General features: G+C 34.2%; 21 protein-coding genes. 6 read left to right on the forward strand and 15 right to left on the reverse strand.

Annotated features, from left to right (window positions below):
* The first annotated feature begins 133 nt into the window (after window positions 1–133).
* Window positions 134–805: a response regulator transcription factor gene (locus ATN92_RS10335; protein ID WP_056952795.1), complete on the forward strand. Its 672-nt coding sequence runs from the start codon at window positions 134–136 to the stop codon at window positions 803–805.
* Window positions 806–818: 13 nt separating this feature from the next.
* Window positions 819–1,712 (forward strand): sensor histidine kinase, encoded by an 894-nt coding sequence (locus ATN92_RS10340; protein WP_056952797.1) that lies wholly within the window; start codon window positions 819–821, stop codon window positions 1,710–1,712.
* 44 nt (window positions 1,713–1,756) lie between these two features.
* On the opposite strand, the gene ATN92_RS10345 is transcribed toward ATN92_RS10340, so the two are convergent.
* From ATN92_RS10345 to ATN92_RS10370, 6 genes are all read right to left on the reverse strand, one after another.
* Window positions 1,757–2,062 (reverse strand): hypothetical protein, encoded by a 306-nt coding sequence (locus ATN92_RS10345; RefSeq protein ID WP_056952799.1) that lies wholly within the window; start codon window positions 2,060–2,062, stop codon window positions 1,757–1,759.
* 18 nt (window positions 2,063–2,080) lie between these two features.
* A complete protein-coding gene (locus ATN92_RS10350) occupies window positions 2,081–3,046 on the reverse strand; it encodes a 2-hydroxyacid dehydrogenase family protein (protein WP_056952800.1) in 966 nt (321 codons plus the stop codon).
* Window positions 3,047–3,131: 85 nt separating this feature from the next.
* Window positions 3,132–4,019 carry an alpha/beta hydrolase gene (locus tag ATN92_RS10355; RefSeq protein ID WP_056952802.1) on the reverse strand — a complete coding sequence of 296 codons (888 nt, stop codon included), beginning with the start codon at window positions 4,017–4,019 and terminating at the stop codon, window positions 3,132–3,134.
* Between the two features lie 86 nt (window positions 4,020–4,105).
* A complete protein-coding gene (locus tag ATN92_RS10360; RefSeq protein ID WP_056952804.1) occupies window positions 4,106–4,615 on the reverse strand; it encodes a VanZ family protein in 510 nt (169 codons plus the stop codon).
* Window positions 4,616–4,763: 148 nt separating this feature from the next.
* Window positions 4,764–5,486: a GntR family transcriptional regulator gene (locus tag ATN92_RS10365; RefSeq protein ID WP_056952805.1), complete on the reverse strand. Its 723-nt coding sequence runs from the start codon at window positions 5,484–5,486 to the stop codon at window positions 4,764–4,766.
* Window positions 5,487–5,503: 17 nt separating this feature from the next.
* The gene (locus ATN92_RS10370; protein ID WP_056952807.1) at window positions 5,504–6,745 is read right to left on the reverse strand and encodes an alpha-L-fucosidase; all 1,242 of its coding nucleotides are present in this window, start codon (window positions 6,743–6,745) and stop codon (window positions 5,504–5,506) included.
* 200 nt (window positions 6,746–6,945) lie between these two features.
* Here ATN92_RS10370 and ATN92_RS10375 point away from each other — a divergent pair, with 200 nt between their 5' ends.
* Genes ATN92_RS10375 through ATN92_RS10385 form a run of 3 tightly spaced genes read left to right on the forward strand, consistent with a single transcriptional unit; the run spans window position 6,946 to window position 9,463 of the window.
* Window positions 6,946–7,860 carry a PTS sugar transporter subunit IIAB gene (locus ATN92_RS10375; RefSeq protein WP_056952808.1) on the forward strand — a complete coding sequence of 305 codons (915 nt, stop codon included), beginning with the start codon at window positions 6,946–6,948 and terminating at the stop codon, window positions 7,858–7,860.
* A 6-nt stretch (window positions 7,861–7,866) separates the two neighbouring features.
* A complete protein-coding gene (locus ATN92_RS10380; RefSeq protein WP_158106716.1) occupies window positions 7,867–8,670 on the forward strand; it encodes a PTS mannose/fructose/sorbose/N-acetylgalactosamine transporter subunit IIC in 804 nt (267 codons plus the stop codon).
* On the forward strand, window positions 8,645–9,463 hold the full coding sequence (locus tag ATN92_RS10385; RefSeq protein WP_054643663.1) for a PTS system mannose/fructose/sorbose family transporter subunit IID: 819 nt from the start codon (window positions 8,645–8,647) through the stop codon (window positions 9,461–9,463). Before ATN92_RS10380 ends, ATN92_RS10385 begins: the two co-directional genes overlap by 26 nt.
* A 75-nt stretch (window positions 9,464–9,538) precedes the next feature.
* Here ATN92_RS10385 and ATN92_RS10390 read toward each other — a convergent pair whose 3' ends face one another.
* The 8 genes from ATN92_RS10390 to ATN92_RS10425 form a co-directional block, all read right to left on the reverse strand.
* Window positions 9,539–9,778: a type II toxin-antitoxin system Phd/YefM family antitoxin gene (locus ATN92_RS10390; RefSeq protein ID WP_056952812.1), complete on the reverse strand. Its 240-nt coding sequence runs from the start codon at window positions 9,776–9,778 to the stop codon at window positions 9,539–9,541.
* Between the two features lie 102 nt (window positions 9,779–9,880).
* A complete protein-coding gene (locus ATN92_RS10395; protein ID WP_056952814.1) occupies window positions 9,881–11,503 on the reverse strand; it encodes an ABC-F family ATP-binding cassette domain-containing protein in 1,623 nt (540 codons plus the stop codon).
* A 79-nt stretch (window positions 11,504–11,582) separates the two neighbouring features.
* Window positions 11,583–12,314, reverse strand: a complete 732-nt coding sequence (locus ATN92_RS10400; RefSeq protein WP_056952816.1) for a sulfite exporter TauE/SafE family protein — start codon at window positions 12,312–12,314, stop codon at window positions 11,583–11,585.
* 45 nt (window positions 12,315–12,359) lie between these two features.
* On the reverse strand, window positions 12,360–12,731 hold the full coding sequence (locus tag ATN92_RS10405) for a VanZ family protein (protein ID WP_267901948.1): 372 nt from the start codon (window positions 12,729–12,731) through the stop codon (window positions 12,360–12,362).
* A 199-nt stretch (window positions 12,732–12,930) separates the two neighbouring features.
* A complete protein-coding gene (locus ATN92_RS10410) occupies window positions 12,931–13,506 on the reverse strand; it encodes a hypothetical protein (protein WP_056952819.1) in 576 nt (191 codons plus the stop codon).
* A 99-nt stretch (window positions 13,507–13,605) separates the two neighbouring features.
* Window positions 13,606–14,475 (reverse strand): alpha/beta hydrolase, encoded by an 870-nt coding sequence (locus ATN92_RS10415; protein ID WP_056952821.1) that lies wholly within the window; start codon window positions 14,473–14,475, stop codon window positions 13,606–13,608.
* Window positions 14,465–15,706, reverse strand: coding sequence for a PTS transporter subunit EIIC (locus ATN92_RS10420; RefSeq protein ID WP_158106718.1), 1,242 nt, complete (start codon window positions 15,704–15,706; stop codon window positions 14,465–14,467). The genes ATN92_RS10415 and ATN92_RS10420 overlap by 11 nt, the downstream gene beginning before the upstream one ends.
* Window positions 15,707–15,936: 230 nt before the next feature.
* The gene (locus ATN92_RS10425; protein WP_056952825.1) at window positions 15,937–16,215 is read right to left on the reverse strand and encodes a hypothetical protein; all 279 of its coding nucleotides are present in this window, start codon (window positions 16,213–16,215) and stop codon (window positions 15,937–15,939) included.
* A gap of 245 nt (window positions 16,216–16,460) precedes the next feature.
* Between ATN92_RS10425 and ATN92_RS10430 the strand changes: the two genes are divergently transcribed.
* Window positions 16,461–17,636 carry a multidrug effflux MFS transporter gene (locus ATN92_RS10430; protein ID WP_056952827.1) on the forward strand — a complete coding sequence of 392 codons (1,176 nt, stop codon included), beginning with the start codon at window positions 16,461–16,463 and terminating at the stop codon, window positions 17,634–17,636.
* A gap of 42 nt (window positions 17,637–17,678) precedes the next feature.
* Here ATN92_RS10430 and ATN92_RS10435 read toward each other — a convergent pair whose 3' ends face one another.
* Entirely contained in the window at window positions 17,679–18,380 is a 702-nt protein-coding gene (locus ATN92_RS10435; protein ID WP_082604538.1) for an EAL domain-containing protein, read from the reverse strand.
* Window positions 18,381–18,443: the final 63 nt, after the last annotated feature.

The following is an 18,443-nucleotide window of genomic DNA, read 5'->3' on the forward strand; positions in this document are numbered from 1 at the left end:
TCCCCTTCAATTAATATAGTAAAAAACGTTACTTAATTTGAGATATAAATAAACCTTAATTAATTATTAATTCTAAAGAAACCAACTTTTTTATACGATAAAATTAAGTTAACAAACAATTAGGGGTTAAAGTATGCATTCAAAAATATTAATAATTGAGGATAATGAAGATATTCAGGCGCTTCTATTCGATGTTCTTTCAAATGATTATTTAATTTATAAAGCCCTTGACGGTGTCAGTGGCATCAATGAATTCAAAAACGTTCAACCAGATTTGATTATTTTGGATTTAATGTTGCCACAGATCAATGGCGAAAGTGTTTTAAAAGTCATTCGTAATCAATCACAAATTCCCATTATTGTCTTGACTGCCATTCAAAGTAAAGAAAAAACCGTCGCTTTACTTAACGACGGCGCTAATGATTATTTGACTAAACCATTTGATATTGCTGAATTGCAAGCTCGTATTTCTGTACAATTACGAAATCAGACTCAACCTGACGACAATCATTTATTATCCTATGACAATATTACTTTGAATGACCAAACTCATGAGGTTACTGCCAATAACCAACCACTGGTGTTATCCAAAAAAGAATTCAATTTACTACAAATTCTCTTGGCCCATCCCCATCAAGTCTATGAAAAAAGTCAACTATTTCAAATGGTTTGGCATGAAGAATACTTTGAAAGTTCCGACAACACTTTAAATGTTCATATTAGCAATTTACGTCATAAATTAACCGAGGCCACTGGTAACAATTATATTGTTTCTATCTGGGGCATCGGCATTCGTTTGGTCTGAGGAGGATTCCTTAATGATTATATTTTTAACAATTATCTGCTTCATTCTAATTTTGGTTCTTAGTCTTATTTTGCACGATATCAAACGAATTACTAAAGATTTAAACTATATCAATAAAAATGGCACTAATGGTGAAGTCACAACTGGAACTAGTTTGCCTATTATTAAAGAATTAGCTCAAGCTTGTAATTTCAATCTTAACGAGACTCATCAACTTAAGGAAAACCAAGCAATTCAAAATAGACAATTCAATCAAATGCTGACTAATTTGACTCATGATATCAAAACACCGCTAACTGTTTCAATTGGCTACGTCCAGCTATTAACACAACAGAGCACTGGAAAAAATCAACGTGATCTAGTTCGAGTTCAGAACAACCTCGACTCAGTTAACTACTACCTACACTACTTAATGGATTTCAATTTGATTCGAGAGAAGAGCAAAAACCTCAATGTCACTCAATTTAATTTGTCCGATACTTTACAAAAAGAGTTGTTCAACTATTACGACCAACTCACCGCCAAACAAATCAACGCGCAAATAGAAATTGCCCCTAAAGTTATTGTGAATAGTGATGAGATGATGTTCAAACGTATTTTTCAAAATCTTATCGGTAATATTTTGAAATACGCCTCAAACAACATGGCTATTACTTTAAAAAATGAAGATGGTATCATTCAACTTTCATTTGAAAATCAAACCAACGAAAACATTCACGATAGTAATCAATTGCTCAATCGTTTTTACACGGCTGACAATTCTCGTACCAATCACAGTGTTGGTCTAGGATTGAGTATTGTGCAATCCCTTGTTACAACGCTTGGCGGTAGAGTCAATCTGGAAACGAATCATAACAATTTCAAAATCACTCTAATTTTTAAACATTTACAAACACAAAAAAACTAGGTAATTCTATATTAGATTTGCCTAGCTTTTATTATGAAGTCATTTTAAATATAACCATAACTCTTTAATATATCAGCGGATGTTTTATCAGCCGGTTTGTAGCCTTGATTTACCATGTCTTTCACGTAAAGACGATTGTAAAAGAACGCAAAGACAAGTGTCACTAGAAATGCTCCACCACCCCAAGTGAATGAACCAAATAATATTTCCGCCAGAACCAAGATGGCAGCCCATTTGAAATCAGAGCGAAATACTGGTGTCCAAAAGCCGAAAAACATTTCAGTCCAAGAAAAGCCTACTTTGACGGTTAACTGTTTTTGACTGCTCTCATTTATTAAATTAGCAAACATAGCTTTCCCTCCATCACTTTATAGTCCATTGACAATATACTTAATTGGTTGCTTTGAAACAGCCGCAATAACATTTTCAGCAACAATTGTTGCCATAGCATCACGTGCTTCAACAGTAGCATTGCCTAAGTGTGGTGTGAGTAAGACATTTTGCATCTGTTTCAATTCATCAGATACTTCTGGTTCATGTTCGTAAACATCTAAAGCTGCACCAGCAATAACGTGTTCCTTCAATGCTTTCGTCAGAGCCACTTCATCGATAATGGGGCCACGAGCAGCATTGATCAAAACTGCACTGGATTTCATTTGAGCGAATTCCTTAGCACCTAATAGATGTTTGGTATGTCCATTGAGTGGTAAATGTAATGTCACGATATCGGACTTTTCTAGAAGTTCAGCTTGAGATACAAATTTGGCTCCTAACTCAACTTCACGACTAACTGGAAGACGATGATGTTGAGTATAAAGAATTGGCATATCAAACGCATGCATCCTTTTAGCAACGGCTTGTCCAATTTGACCTAATCCGATGATTCCTAAGGTCTTACCTTGTAATTCATGGCCTAAGAAAAATAGTGGTGCCCACCCATTGAAGCCAGTGGTCCTCATCAAATGATCACCTTCAGCGATACGATGCATCAAACTGATAATTAAACCAGTAGTAGATTCGGCCGTTGAAACAGTTGAAACAATTGGCGTATTGGTTACTGGTATACCTAACTCCTTCGCATACGCTGTATCGATATTATTCGTTCCGGCACCAAAATTAGCAATTAACTTTAACTTAGGAGCGTGATCTAACACATCTCGATCGACTGGCGTTGACAGTGGTGTAATCAAAAAATCACTATCAGCCACATGTTGCTTTAAAGTTGTTGCACCAATTAGCTTGTCATCAGTGTACATATCAATTGTTAAGTCAGTTGCTTTTAGTAAGGCCGCTGCTTTATCTGGAATTTTGCCAGCAATAAAAACTTTTGCCATTATTGAACCTCCATCATATAAATAACTCTTTATTTTAGTATGATATATGATAATTTCTCTGACAAGTTTTTAATACCGAACAAGTCTATTTAACCAAATATTTCTTAAAGAATGCCATTTCATCGTCATTAGCTTGTTTAGCAATTGCATCTTTTTGATTGATCAAGAAGACGTGTTCACGTGGATTCTTTTCATCACCGTACATTCTGAAAACATGTGGAACTTTTTTGGCCGTCAAGAAGCCGTCGAATTTAACAGAATTATTGCGGATAAAGTCGTTATTAGCGGTACAGATATATGTTGGTAAAAAGTTATCTTGAATGTACTCTTCCGTATTCAGTTGATCATGTTTACTTTTCAATAATTCATCGGTAAAGTAAGCCTGTGTTACATTTCTAACTGTATCCGGATCAAACATAAAATTAGCAGAACTATTTAAAGCCACAGCACGGAAATGCAGATCAGTTAATTCATAGTTGAACATTTGACGATATTTTTCGTTGGTCAAAATAGTAGTATACTGTTCAGCCATTTGTCCACCGGCACTATCACCTACTAAGAAAACATTATTGGTATCAAGACCATATTCAGCTGCGTGATCGGCTACCCAATGAATATAGCGGTTGACATCATCCAATTCTTCTGGAAAAACTACGTCTGGGGCCAAACGATAATTAGGATTTACGAACGCGAATCCTCGTTGTGCCCAATTCAATCCATAAAATTGATAGGTTTCCTTAGTACCATAACACCAGCCACCACCGTGGATATTTATAATAGTAGGAATTGGTCCTTCAACATTTTCTGGTAAGTAAAGGTCTAACAAATTCCACTTTGGATCTGATCCATAAGCTATATCGTCAACACGTTTAACACCTTCAACTTCAGTTGGAAGTCCTTCATCACGTTTGTCGTCGTTAGCCTTAGCTCCTTTTCTAAAATCCATTATTGCATCAATTATTTTTTGTCCCATTTTGTAAGCGCCCCCATATACTTAAAATTTTAGCATAAAAAAACAATTAATAGATTAATTCTGTCGATATTAACCTATTAATTGTTTTATTTAGTTGCAACAACTGTCTTCCTATTAGTGATATATTCGTAGACCACCATCAAGATGGCACCAACGACGATACCTAAAGCGTTCGCTAAAACATCATTGATATCACTAGTCCGATTGATCAGGAATATATGTGATAAGTAATACTGGGACGTTTCAATTCCACCACCAATCATAAACCCAGTGAAGGCCATTGAAAGTATCGATACATGTGGGAAAAATTTTCTAATTAAGAATCCCAATGGCACCGTCAAAATAATATTTTCCGCAAAACCGATATCAATTATATCAAGTTGATGCAGATTTACCCGTCCAGTTCCCGCTGACATCACATAAACCGATGTTCCATCGAACGAAATTGGCGTAAAGAGAATCATCCCTAGAAAAGTTAAATAAACTAAACTTATTAGATAGAAATGACGCTTCTCGAATTCCTTAATATTATGATTGATGATTAAACCACTGATTATCGAAATAGTTAATATTATTAGTAAAGGTATAAAACGCATAACCAACACTCCCTTCATAATTTGTCCATTTGCTAATTGATACTTATACTTTAAAACTTGTTTATTTAAGCAAACTTAAAATTGATTGACGAAATTATGAAGTTATTGTGTTTTTTGTTTATTTCTAATTTAATCAGAATAGTTATTTTTAAATATTTCCACCAAAAACCGATTCAGTTTCCATACCCCAAAATTCTGGTAATTTATAAGTATATGCATACTCTAGAATAGAACTATCCACGGTAGGTAAATAAGTTAATCTTTCCTGATATACGTATAAATTATTTGTCCTATTAAAATAATTTAAAATATTGGAATCTTTCACTTTACTAATAGTTGTTTTTTGAGTATACGGCAACTTATAGGGATCAAGACCAACATCTTCCTTAATTCTGCTATAAACAGAGTCAAAGTTACTATCATCATCTAATTTGTTCTTATCAATATAATCCAAGCGAATATTACTTACAGAATATTGAGATGTTTTTTCTCCAATACATCTTATCCTTGTTACTTTTAAATACTTGTCGCTTGAATGAAGCCCCATTTTTTTTAATACTGTCTTGTCATCTTTGATTTCAACATTTAAAACCTTAACTCCTTCTGAATGACCATTAGACATATTTAGATCAGTGTAAAGGACGACACTTTTATGATTTTCCTTGGCAACAAAAGTACCCTTCCCTTTGATTCTAGTAACTTTATTTTGTTGTTGTAAAACATTTAATACTTTTACGGCCGTGGTTGAGCTTACATTAAATCGGCTACAAATTTCAGATTCACTATAAAATTTGTCTCCCTGATGTAATTTTCCACCACCTAATTCTTCGTTTAAGACATCTATTATTTCTTTATACTTAGGTACTGACATTTACCGAGATTTTCTCCTTAATTTTCAAAGTCAACCTTGGCAACACGGACTATCAAATCAGTCCCATACCTGAAACCGGTTGCGTTAACAGTAAGCATATCATTATTTTGCAAAAATTTTAATTGTTCATTGTTATCCAACCAGGTTATTTTCTTTACCTTCTTATCAATTCCAACGAATGAGCGTGGATTTGTACCTTCACCACCCAAAACTACATTACTATTTCCAGTGACCTTAATATCATAAATAAATAAATAATCGCTTTTACCATCACTTAATACAAAATCCCTTAGTCCTTCCGCGGCTTTTATTTGCGTTGGTTTTGCACTATAAATGGCTTGACCATAAAACTTCATCCAAAGACCAATCATTTTCATATATTCCTGAGATATAATCGGAATTTCCCCGGTACCTGTAAGACCTATATTCACTAATACGTTTGCACCAACTTTTTTCCCATGACAAATGGTTTCAATCACTTCCCCTGGAGATTTATAATCAATATCATTAGCAGCGATACCCCAGTGTTTGTTTAAAGTAATTGACATTTCTCCTGCAACATATTTTTGGCCTTTTTCTCCATGATTAATTGTGTCAGGAATTCCACGCTCATAAGTCACAGCATCAATTTCTGGATTAATGACTTTCCCCATATTCTTTAATCCAGTGTTATTGATAATAATCGCTTCTGGTTGATATTTACGAATAGTTCCATACAATTCATCAAGATGCCAATCGGCATCTTTTTTATTCCAATTACCATCAAACCAAAGACCACCAATCTTGCCATAATTTTTGCATAATAACTCTACTGATCTTTGTAAATACTTTAAATATTTATTGAAGTCATCTTTATACAAGGGGTTATGCCAATCATAGGATGCCATGTAAAAAAATGGACTAATATCGTATTTATGACAGGCATCAACATATTCTTTGATTAAATCTCTTTTTGCTGGACTATGCATTACATCAAAATCACTTAACCCTTTTGTATCATAAAGGAAAAATCCTTCGTGGTGCTTTGTAGTCAAAACAATGTACTTAGCACCCATATTTTTAGCTTTTTTAACAATTGACTCCGCATTAAAATCTTTTGCAGTAAATGTATTTATTAATTCTTCATATTTTCTTTGATCAATGTCATGGATGAATTCTGTCCATTCTCCTTGTTCCATTTGAGAATAAAGCCCCCAATGAATAAACAGTCCAAGTCCCATATGTTCATAATTTTTAATTCTCTCTACAGGCATACTCATCATTACAAACTCCTTTTTGGATATTTGCCATTAGGATAACACATTAGGTTACATTTTTTCAAATGACACTTTTACAATGATAATCATTGATACATAGGGATTAATTGTATTTTTAAAATGTAATTGTATTCGCTTACTTAATGTGTTAAGCTGATTTTAAAATTAAGTTAACACATTAAATATGTCGGAGGTGAATCTTTATGTATGTATTAGCTAGTCATGGTAATTATTCAAAAGAAACTCTGAGTAGCTGTGAAATGATTACTGGTAAGTTAAATGATTTCCAAATAGTATCTTTTAAAGATCCAATGGGAATTGATGATGTAGTAAAAAAATATCAAGGATTATATGAAAAAAATAATGATGATTTCTTCTACATCATTTGTGATATCAAAAGTGGAACACCAGCTAACTCCGCTTTAATTTTTAAAGGAACGCATAAAAAAGTTAGAGTATTCTCGGGACTTTCTTTTGGATTAGTTTTATCAATTGCAACAGGTACTCCTATTGAAAATGCTCTTGAAGAAAATAAAAAATTCTTGGTAGAAATCGATCCATCAGATCCACATAAAGCAACTACTAAGAAACAGATAGCAAGAAAAGAATCGCCTAAGAAGATGCCTGGTAAAGATCCAATTATCAATGTCAGAATTGACGCTCGATTGATACATGGTCAAGTCGCTACCATGTGGACAAGTAGTTTATCCGCTAGCCGAATTATGGTAATTGACGATAGTATTGTGAAAAGCAACGTTCAAAAAATGACTTTGAAAACAGCTGTTCCAGGTGGTGTGCATTTAAGTATTTTAACTACTGATGGTGCAGCAAGACGGATAAAAGAAAATCAATACGCTGGACAAAGGGTATTCATCATTGTTAGAAATCCTGCCGTGTTAAGTAAATTAACAGATGATGGAGTTAAGTTGAAAGAAATAAATGTTGGAAATATTTCAATGAAACAAGGTGCTCGACAAGTTGCTAAAAGTGTCGCCGTTACAGAGGAAGATGTAAAAACCTTTAACGATTTAAATAGTAAAGGAATCAATTTATATCATCAAATGGTGCCGAATGATAAAAAGCAAAATTTCATGACATTATTGGATAAAGGAGAATAAATTATTATGAGTATTGCTTGGTGGCAAATATTATTACTGACTTGTTTATCATTTTGGATGATTATCGATCAAATTACTGTTGGTATCTTATGTAATTATCCATTATTAATTGGATTTGTTTCGGGTATTATAATGGGCGACTTAAAAACTGGACTAGTTGTAGGTGCTACGCTTCAATTAATGGTCTTAGGAGTTGGTACTTATGGCGACATCATTTTCAGTAATTTCTTTTCCGGTGCCATCATTGGTACCGCCTACGCGGTTATGACAGGTAAAGGAGTCAACTTTGCCATTGGATTAGCCGTTCCTGTTGGACTATTAATGGTTCAGCTTGATGTGTTAGCAAGGTTCACAAATACCTTCTTCTTACATAAAGTCGATAAATATATCGACAAAAATGACACAACAAATGTAGCAAAAAATATCATCTATGGTGTATTCCCTTGGGGACTATCTAGATCAATCCCTGTGTTTGTTATGTTGATTGTTGGTAATAGCGTTGTAACTAAAATTGTTAATGCCATCCCTACTTGGCTATCAAATGGATTAAATGTAGCTGGTGGTATTCTACCAGTCGTCGGTATTGCCATTTTATTGAGATTTTTACCAACAAAGAAATTTATTTCTTACTTAATAATAGGCTTTATTGCAGCTTCATATCTCAAAATTCCAATGCTTGGAGTTGCCCTTCTAGGTCTAGCCTTAGCTATTATGCATTACAAACAAGGTAATAATAGTAATAATTCAAACTCAGATAATACTACACGTGAGGGGGAAACTGAAAATGAACTCGGTGAATACGAAAACTAATAAAGTCATTACAAAAAAAGATTTATTCAGAGCTAACTGGCGTTGGCTTTGGTCAAGTCAAATTTGTTGGAATTATGAAAGAATGATGTCTACTGGTTACCTATATACCATGCTTCCAACACTTAAAAAACTTTATTCAAAAGATAACGATCGTGTAGAAATGATGAAGATGCACAACCAATTCTTTAATACCAATGCCTACGTTGGTGGTTTCATCATTGGTATGGATATGGCTATTGAGGAAAAAGAAGGAATAAAAGCGAAAGATACGATTGCTGGATTAAAGACTGGCTTAATGGGGCCTTTTGCAGGTGTTGGTGATACTATTTTTGGAGTTATTCTTCCCACCATTTTTGGATCAATTGGTGCTTATATGGGACTTCACGGAAATCCAATTGGCGCAATTATCTGGCTTTTAGTTAATTTTGCCGTATTATTCTTAAGATTTTCATTATTACCATTAGGTTATTCTCAAGGTGAAAAATTAATTTACGCTGCCGGTGACAAACTAAACAAAATTACCGATTCAGCAATCTTGCTTGGTGTTACTGTTGTTGGCGCATTGATTCCAACCGTGGTATCAGTTAAAGTTCCCTTAGTCTTCAAAACCGGTAAGGTTGTTCTTAAAGCCCAATCTATTTTGAATCAAATTATGCCTTCTCTTGTACCAGTCATTTTAGTGGCAATTTGTTATTGGCTATTAGGTAAAAAGAAAATGAATTCAACAAGACTAATCGTTTCTGTTTTAATTGTTGGAATTATCCTTGGTGGATTAGGTATTTTAAGTAAGTAACTTCTTGAACATTAACTATTTTCTATCATTAATAATAAAAAAGAGCCTGATCAATCACAGGTTCTTTTTTATTAATTATTTTCCATCATGTAACTTTCTAAACTCACTCAACGGCATACCATCAAACGAATTATCTTCATGATTCAATCCATTCAACAATTTTATTTCAGCTTGTATCTTATTCCATTCTTTTGAATTAACTAAGATTCCCACTTCATTGCCATCTTTTGTAAAAGTTATTGGATTACCTTCTCTTAATTCACTAAACACTTTTGTATATTCCTTTAGAGCTGAAATTGGCCTTACCTCTGACATTACACCCACTCCTCTCAAGTAAATTTGAATACATAATATCATTATATTCTAGTGTAATCATTACAAAAAAATCCCGACTCCATTTTGGAATCGGGATTTTGCTTATTTATCTAATTCGTTGATTTGTGCTTCAATTTGATCATTACTTCTGAATTCATCATAAGTAGTATCTGCTCGATCAATCACACCATTTGCTGTTAAGTAAATCAAACGGTTAGCAATTGTCTGAATAAATTGGTGGTCATGTGAAGCAAAGATAATTGAACCTTTATAGTCAATCAAACTATCATTCAAGGCTGTAATTGATTCCAAATCTAAATGGTTAGTTGGATCATCAAGTAGTAAAACATTGGCCTTCAATAACATCATTTTTGATAACATGACACGAACTTTTTCTCCACCAGATAGAACGTTAACTTTCTTTGTAACATCATCCCCAGAGAATAACATTCTTCCTAAGAAACCACGCAAGAAAGTATCGTCATCTTCACCTTTTTCAGCAAATTGACGTAACCAATCAATAATCGGCGTGTCTTCATTGAACATTGAATTAAAGTCTTTTGGTAAGTATGCTTGGCTAGTTGTAACACCCCAAGTTACTGTACCTGAATCTGGTTCTAATTCACCTGTCAATACTTTGAATAAGGCTGTTGTTACCATATCATTTTTGGCTAAAAAGGCTACTTTATCATCTTTATTCAAAATAAAGTTAGCATTCTTCAAAACAGTCTTTCCATCAATAGAAATCGTCAAATCCTTCACCTGTAATAAATCATTTCCGATTTCACGGTTAGGAACAAACTTGATAAATGGATAACGACGTGAACTTGGTTGAATATCATCTAACGTAATCTTATCAAGCATCTTCTTACGAGAAGTGGCCTGTTTAGATTTAGAAGCATTCGCCGAGAAACGAGCAATAAAGTCTTGTAACTCTTTGATTTTTTCTTCTTTTTTAGAGTTCTGATCTTGTTTCATTTGTTGAGCTAATTCTGAAGATTGTTGCCAGAAATCGTAATTACCAGCATATAGTTGAATCTTACTGTAATCCAAATCAGCCATATATGTACATACTTTATTCAAGAAGTAACGGTCATGGGATACGACAATAACAGTATTTTCAAAATTGATCAAAAATTCTTCCAACCAATCGATTGAATCAACATCAAGCCCATTAGTAGGCTCATCCAATAGCAAAACATCTGGTTGACCAAATAAAGCTTGGGCTAACAACACTTTAATTTTTTGACCGGCTGTTAAATTAGCCATTTTTTCTTGATGCAGACTTTCAGGAATATTTAGGCCTTGAAGCATTTGTGAGGCTTCGCCCTCAGCTTCCCAGCCACCCATTTCACCAAATTTTGCTTCCAAGTCAGCAGCTTTTAGACCATCTTCTTCATTAAAGTCAGGTTTCATGTAGATGGCATCTTTTTCTTGCATAATTTTATACAAGTCAGCATGACCCATGAGAACAGTTTCCATGACTGTGTAGTCATCATAGTCAAAGTGGTTCTGCTTTAAAGTAGCCAAACGTTCATTAGGTCCTAATTTAACAGAACCAGTTGAAGGAGTTATCTCACCTGATAACACTTTTAGAAAAGTTGATTTACCGGCACCATTTGCGCCGATTAAGCCGTAACAGTTTCCTGGGGCAAATTTAATATTTACATCCTCAAATAACTTACGATCAGCATAGTGCAAACTAACGTTACTTACAGTAATCAAATATATAATCCTCATTTCTTAAACATAATTAAATTGCATTATACGGACTATTTTCAATGTATGCAAGTAAATATTCTCGTTATAGAGCCGTTATCAAGTAATAACAGCCACTAATTCCGATAAAAATATAAATGAAAAATTCCATAACTCGAATATTCAAATGACTAACCAATCGGTTGGCCAAGATTGTTCCTAAAACAGCCCCTATAAATCCTACTAAAACAAATTTCAAATTGTCGACTGTTAGAATTCCAGTTGAAAAACGTAAGCTGGTCATGATAATCGTATCAATTAAAAAGAACGTTTGAATACTGGCTAAATAATTCTCTTTAGAATCAGAAATAGTCAAAAAGTACAGTGCCATTAGTGGTCCACCAATACCAAACATTCCATTGAAAAATCCTGAAATCAAAGCAAAGACCACCATGACATAAAATGGAATTGACTTAACCGATATCGACTTCAAATTCATTACAGTGTAGTACAGTGCCAAAATTATCAATAACAATCCTAATAAAATTTTTAAATACCCTGCTGCTAAATATTTACTCAAATGCAGTGAAAAAACGGCCATGACGATATAAATCAAAAATGGTCCAACCAATTTTTGCCACTTCAACGCTTTACGATACTTCCAAGCCACCATGATAATAGCAATCGACATCGTTAACGTGGAAACTCCAGCACTTTGATTGATCGGTAAAAGTTGTGGTAAAAAAACCATTAAGACAATTCCTGAACCAAAGCCAGTGACCCCTTGAACGAACCCCGCTAACGTGGCTGCCAAAATCATTACAAATATCCAACTCATAAAATACCCTCCATATTAATATATTAACGTATTAATAGGTAGTTATCAGTTATCTTTTGAAAGGAAATTGTAGATCATTGCCATCATGCCACCAATAACAACACCTGTGGCATTAGAAATCACATCATTAATATCGCTTGTACGATCAATCAAGAAATGATGTGACAAGACATATTGCATAGACTCAAAACTAGAACCAATCAGAATTCCCAAAATAGCCAACAATATCAGTGGAAATTTCGGAAATACTTTTTTAATAAAGAAACCAAACGGTACAGTCATAATAATATTTTCATAAAACTCAATTCCGGATAATTGTAATTCATATAGATTCACGCGTCCCAAACCAGGTGGCAGAATCTTAACTGTTATTCCATCAATAGAAATCGGCATGAACAAAACAGCCATCAATCCCACGAAATACAGCCAATAGAGTCACCTTTTGTATGGTCGAGAAAGTTTCTTTAAATTGCCAAAAATATATAAACCACTGACCATTGCTAATAGCAAAATAAATAATGTCGGTATCCAACGCATTGCTATACACCTCTCTTCCTTATTTTTTAATAATAAAAAATCGACCCATTTATAATTCATCGGTCGACTTATTATGCCACTATACACGTTGCTTTTCTAATTTAACCTGCAACTTAGTTCTTTCTTCAATCTTTTTAATAACTTCATTTATGGCTGCCACATCATGGCCATTGGAGGATAAATCTAAATCAACATCCCTACCCTTAGCCAATTTTAATGACAGATAATAAGGACTATTGAATGCCTGATATGCCGAATCCACCACATAAAACGTAGCATCAATTGAACCATCCGGTCCGATTCCCTTTGGCAAATCTATTCCTTTTCCAACAACGATTGAGAAGGCCTTAATTTCGTTAAATTTTACAGTCTCCTCATTGGATATATTGGGAAACAATATGGCCTTAACCCTCTTACCAGTTGTGCTGTAATCCTGATAATGAATGCCCCGATTATCAACGATCCACTGATCTAAATTATCTCTTGTTTTAAGAGTATATAGCATCACAATGGCTATCAAACAAGCAATACCAAACAAAATAGCTATCAATACTTTTCGTGATAATAGGTAAAAGAAAAATCCAATGATAATTCCACCAAATAGAGAAACCATCAACGGTAAATAATTAATCTTATGACCAAAACTCAAACTCATTATCAGCACAACCCTTCATTTTTAATGTAAACTCTTACATTGATTATAACTCACATTTACTCCTCCATTGGGTTTGCATTATTCAATTTTTCTTTGGAGCTATTGCCCATTTAAAGAGATGGCTCCTTGTTGACGTTGTGGTCTTTGTTTAGGATCAAGGATATATCGATTAATTAAATCGATAATCTGGTCATTTTGAGGCAAATCAGAATGTTGAGCATCAGATCCGGAAACGGATATAGAGGTAAAGTGTTTAACTTGTCCCTGATAGATATATTTTCCGGCCATAACACTTCCCAGAGGCACCAATCCATCAGAGTTATAAGTCTCTATCCCTGCAACTGAATAGACACTAAGACTTGATGGAATCTTATCACGATCGTCAATAAAATCGGATAACATTTGAGTTTTATGACGAACCGATTTTTCATTAAAATTATATGGTGAACCAATTGTCATTAATTGCTTGATTTTTACCTGTTCTGAATATTCAGAATAATAATTTTCCAAAAAGGCTGTATAAATCAATCCACCATTTGAATGTCCAATGGCTTTAAAATTATTGAAATTATATTGTTTTGTCAAAAATTTAAAGGCTACGTTGAACCATTTAGCCTGCTTCTTAATATTGTCATAACCATCATGATTATTTTCAAAACCAACGACTATTACCGGCTCATTATCACCACGACGCAAACGTCCAGAAATATGTAGTTTACTATCGGTGGTAACTCGTATTTTGATTAAACTATGCGGATGTTTATTATTTTTGTTCAGTTTATCGACTAACGTATCAAACCGATTTACTGAAGCAGAACTACCTGGAATCATTATAACTGGTGACAGCTTAGAATTGTGAATCTTGGCTAATTCGGTTGTATTCTGATGTGACCAGTTCAATGAAACAAAAATCAGTGTTACTGACAGAACGATTCCTAGGATAGTCCAAAACCAATGCTTAATTTTCATTGATGTCACCTGCCCTCTGACTAATTCGATCTGACAATTTGACGAACGGCATATAGATCAAGACATCAATCACTAATAAAATAGCCCCTAAAGCCAAAGTTATCCAGTTACCATTCGTACCAATAAATGCAATCAATGGGCCTGGAGTTCCCAAGGGAACTGGATAAGCAGCCACGGGCATCCAATGTAAGAGAATAAAAATTGCGGCCACTATCATATTAAACAATGGTGTAATGAGAAATGGTACTAGAAAAACTGGATTAAAGAGCACTGGTATACCAAGCATCATAGAATAATGACTATTAAATACCGCTGGAAAAATCGACCATTTGGCGACATTACGGTTTCGATTCTTTTTTGAAAAAATCAAAATAGCAATAATCAAAGCAATCATTACCCCACTACCACCAAAATTGGCGAAACTGTGGAATAAAGTTGTGTCGGTAAACTTATACGGTACATTCCAAGATGAACCGGCCTTCAAAGCCGCATTCATGTTAGCCATCGAAGGCGCATCATTAAAGGTAGGGTTATTGCTAAAAGTACCCCCAACTGCCATCCAAGATAGTAAGTCAGTTAAGAAGCCCATGCCTAAAACATAGACTAATGAATTGAACGGAGAATGTTCAGTTACAAAACTAGCCACATAAGTTGGTATTTCCAATTTCACTACAAATAATCCAGCTAAATTCAAAATTGCTGAAACTAATAAAACAATGAAAACAGGAATAATAATTTTGTAACGTTGTTGAATCTTCGAATTATCAAAACTAACCCAAAGTCGACCACAGAGATAACCGATAATCAAAGCTATCAACATCCCCTGCGACATAAAGAAGCGACTAAAATTAGGTAATCCATCTTCAGTTGGTTGATATGAAATAATCAAAAACGACAACAATCCAATAGCTCCAGCACTGGCACCGTCCTTCTTATACTCTTTAGCAGTGAAATAAGCTATTCCATAAGCAGCATAGAGAGCAATCATATCAATTGTACAGTGAAAAATTACTTCCATAACCCAACTCAATTCACGTGAATATGGCAGCCAATTAGTAATGCCAAACATTTGTGCCATATAACCTGTTTTAGTTAAAAATGCGAACTTAATAACATCGGCAAAACTGCCTAATAACATAATCGGAAATAATAGCGTTAAAGTATTACGAACAGCACTCGCAACTTTAGTGTTACGAATCTGAGCAAAAGAATTCAATAAACGAGTGACCATGTTTACCCCTCTTAACTATTCAACAAAGTATGTTCGTTATTCAATTTTATATTATTGACTTCTTATCAATTTTTATCCATAAAAAACACCCAAATTATCTGAAAAAAATGAGTTTATCTAACAATAAATTACACAAAAAATGGAATATCTTGTTGATCAAGATAAACATGGAACATACTTAAAATAAATAGAAGCAGGTAACCAAAACTGATTACCTGCCTCTATTTTCCCTAATACGGTTTTACTTTACTGCCGTAAATCTCATTACCATCGTAAACTGCATCGTTAACAGAGAATTTGTTGTCATCCAATAATTTAATATCACTACCGATCCAATACCAGCCCGGAGTCAATGATGTTAATCCCAAGTGTGGACGTTGGAAGACGTGAGTCTCCATATAATACATCTTACTCTTAGCAAATCTCACTTGATTGTTATCATAATTTACTCGTAGGTAAAAATTTGGTAACAAAAGAACTGATTTAACACGTGGTGTCTCTTCATCCATTCTATCTTCCCCTTTCAATCTTTAATAAATTTAATATAACATTAATTTTTAGAAACCGCTTTCAAACATTGAATAGAAAATACATCCGTTATAAATTTATTTGTAAGTTTTCAATAAGTCTTATATCATGATAAGTATACTTTATAGAAATCAGGTGAAAACCATGAATTTAACTAACATCATGGCTTGTATGCCCGCAAATGATGCAGGACGTTTTTCAGCAAAATAAAATTTAGGAGTCTAAAATGAAAAACGTCCGTAACACCGTACCATCACTTTTATTGATCATTGTACTTGTGGGATTTCCTCAAATCAGCGAATCAATATTTACACCCGTTCTACCTCAAATCAGTTCTCAAATGAAGGTCAGCGCTGGAACCTCTCAATTAACAATGAGTATTTACTTTGTTGCCTTTGCCATCGGAGTTCTCTTTTGGGGTCAATTATCTGATAAAATTGGCCGTCGTTTGGCTATGTTAATCGGAATCATCTTTTATTTACTAGGAAACTTTGGTTTATTACTGAGTTCTAATTTCAATTACTTATTAGTGGCCCGCTTTGTTCAAGCTTTTGGAGCTAGTGTTGGCTCAGTCGTCACACAAACTATCATGCGTGAAAGTTTTTCTGGTATTGCCAGTACCAAAGTTTTCTCCAAGGTTGGAGCCGCAATGGCTTTGTCACCCGCTTTTGGTCCACTAATTGGTGGACTAATTCAGACCTATCTAGGTTATAAAAATGTTTTCAGTTTTTTAATCGCCATGGCCGTGACCACATTACTTTATGCTTATTACCGTCTGCCGGAAACGATTGATCGTGAAAATATTCAAGAAGTCTCACTACTCAAAGTAACTTTTAGACTATTAAAAGATCCAATCGTGTGGGTTTACAGTATTCTAATTGGCGGAATAAATGGCATCTTATTCGGTTATTACTCCGAGGCACCATTTATCTTTACCAAACATTTCCACTACTCTTCAATCCAATATGGAAGTTTAGGCATGTCTTTGGCACTAGCCAGTTTGTTGGGTGCCATTTTAGTCAACTTCCTAGCCAAGTACATCAAAGCCAAATATATCGGTTTGATTGGACTTACTTTTAGCAGTATTTCGGCCTTACTTTTAGTAATTAGTCTCCAATTCGATAGCTCATTTTTAATGATTATTGGATTCTTCCTGATTTTTCTAGGCTTGAATACGACATTACCAATTGCCTTAAATCTAGCTCTAAAGGGTTATGAAGATGTTATTGGCAGTGCCAGTGGTTTATTCAGTTTCGGTTATTATTTGATCGTCAGTGGATTAACTTATCTAGTGAGTTTCATTCACAATGGAACTATTCTTTCACTACCATTATCTATCCTTGCCACAAGTTTGATCATGTTAATAGCTTACTTGCCAATTGCACGAAAAAATAATTTATAAACTAAAAATGGATCATAGAAGATTTTCTCTTATGATCCATTTTTATATATTTTTCATTTCGTTAGAATCACCAATCAACGGCAACAACTGTGGCTTTCCATAATAATAGCCTTGGCGGAAATTAATTCCCAATTTATTGCTGATTTCATCATCCTCAGAATCTTCAATTCCTTCGAGAATTAAACGTTGTCCATATTCAGTACTAATACCTTTCCAGGCGCGAAGTTTTTCACGTAAATTAGGATCTTCAATATTTGAACGAAAGTTTTGCAAAGCAAATTTTAGTTCTGAAGCTAATGGCAAGAAACTACGTACACTATCAAAACTATTGTCGCCAGTTCCTACGTCATCCAATGAAATTTGCATGCCATGTTCCATAAAATTACGTAAATAAGGTACCAGGCTGGAATCACAATATTGTTGTGGTCCTTGCTCTTCAGTCAGTTCTACAACAAGTTTAGTGGGATACAGTTGCATCTGACTCTTAATGATAGCCTTAGCCATTTGCGTATCCATCAATTGTTCACGGCTAACATTTACAGAACAATATTGAACCTTTTTCCCCAATATTTTAGTTGTCTCAACCAACAACTTTGCGTTCACATTCAAGTCAATATCGACAAAAGATTCGGGAAGTCGCCAGCCGTCTGGAGTCCATTGCTTGATTAAAAGTTCATAACCAAAAATAGAATGAGTTCTTACATCTATTTGTGGTTGTACAAAATAACGATAAATCGGTTTCAATATTACATCGCCTTCTAAATTTAAAATAAAGTATTAATTCTCTACAATTTTGATATTAAACGT

It is taken from the genome of Companilactobacillus bobalius (assembly GCF_009764355.1).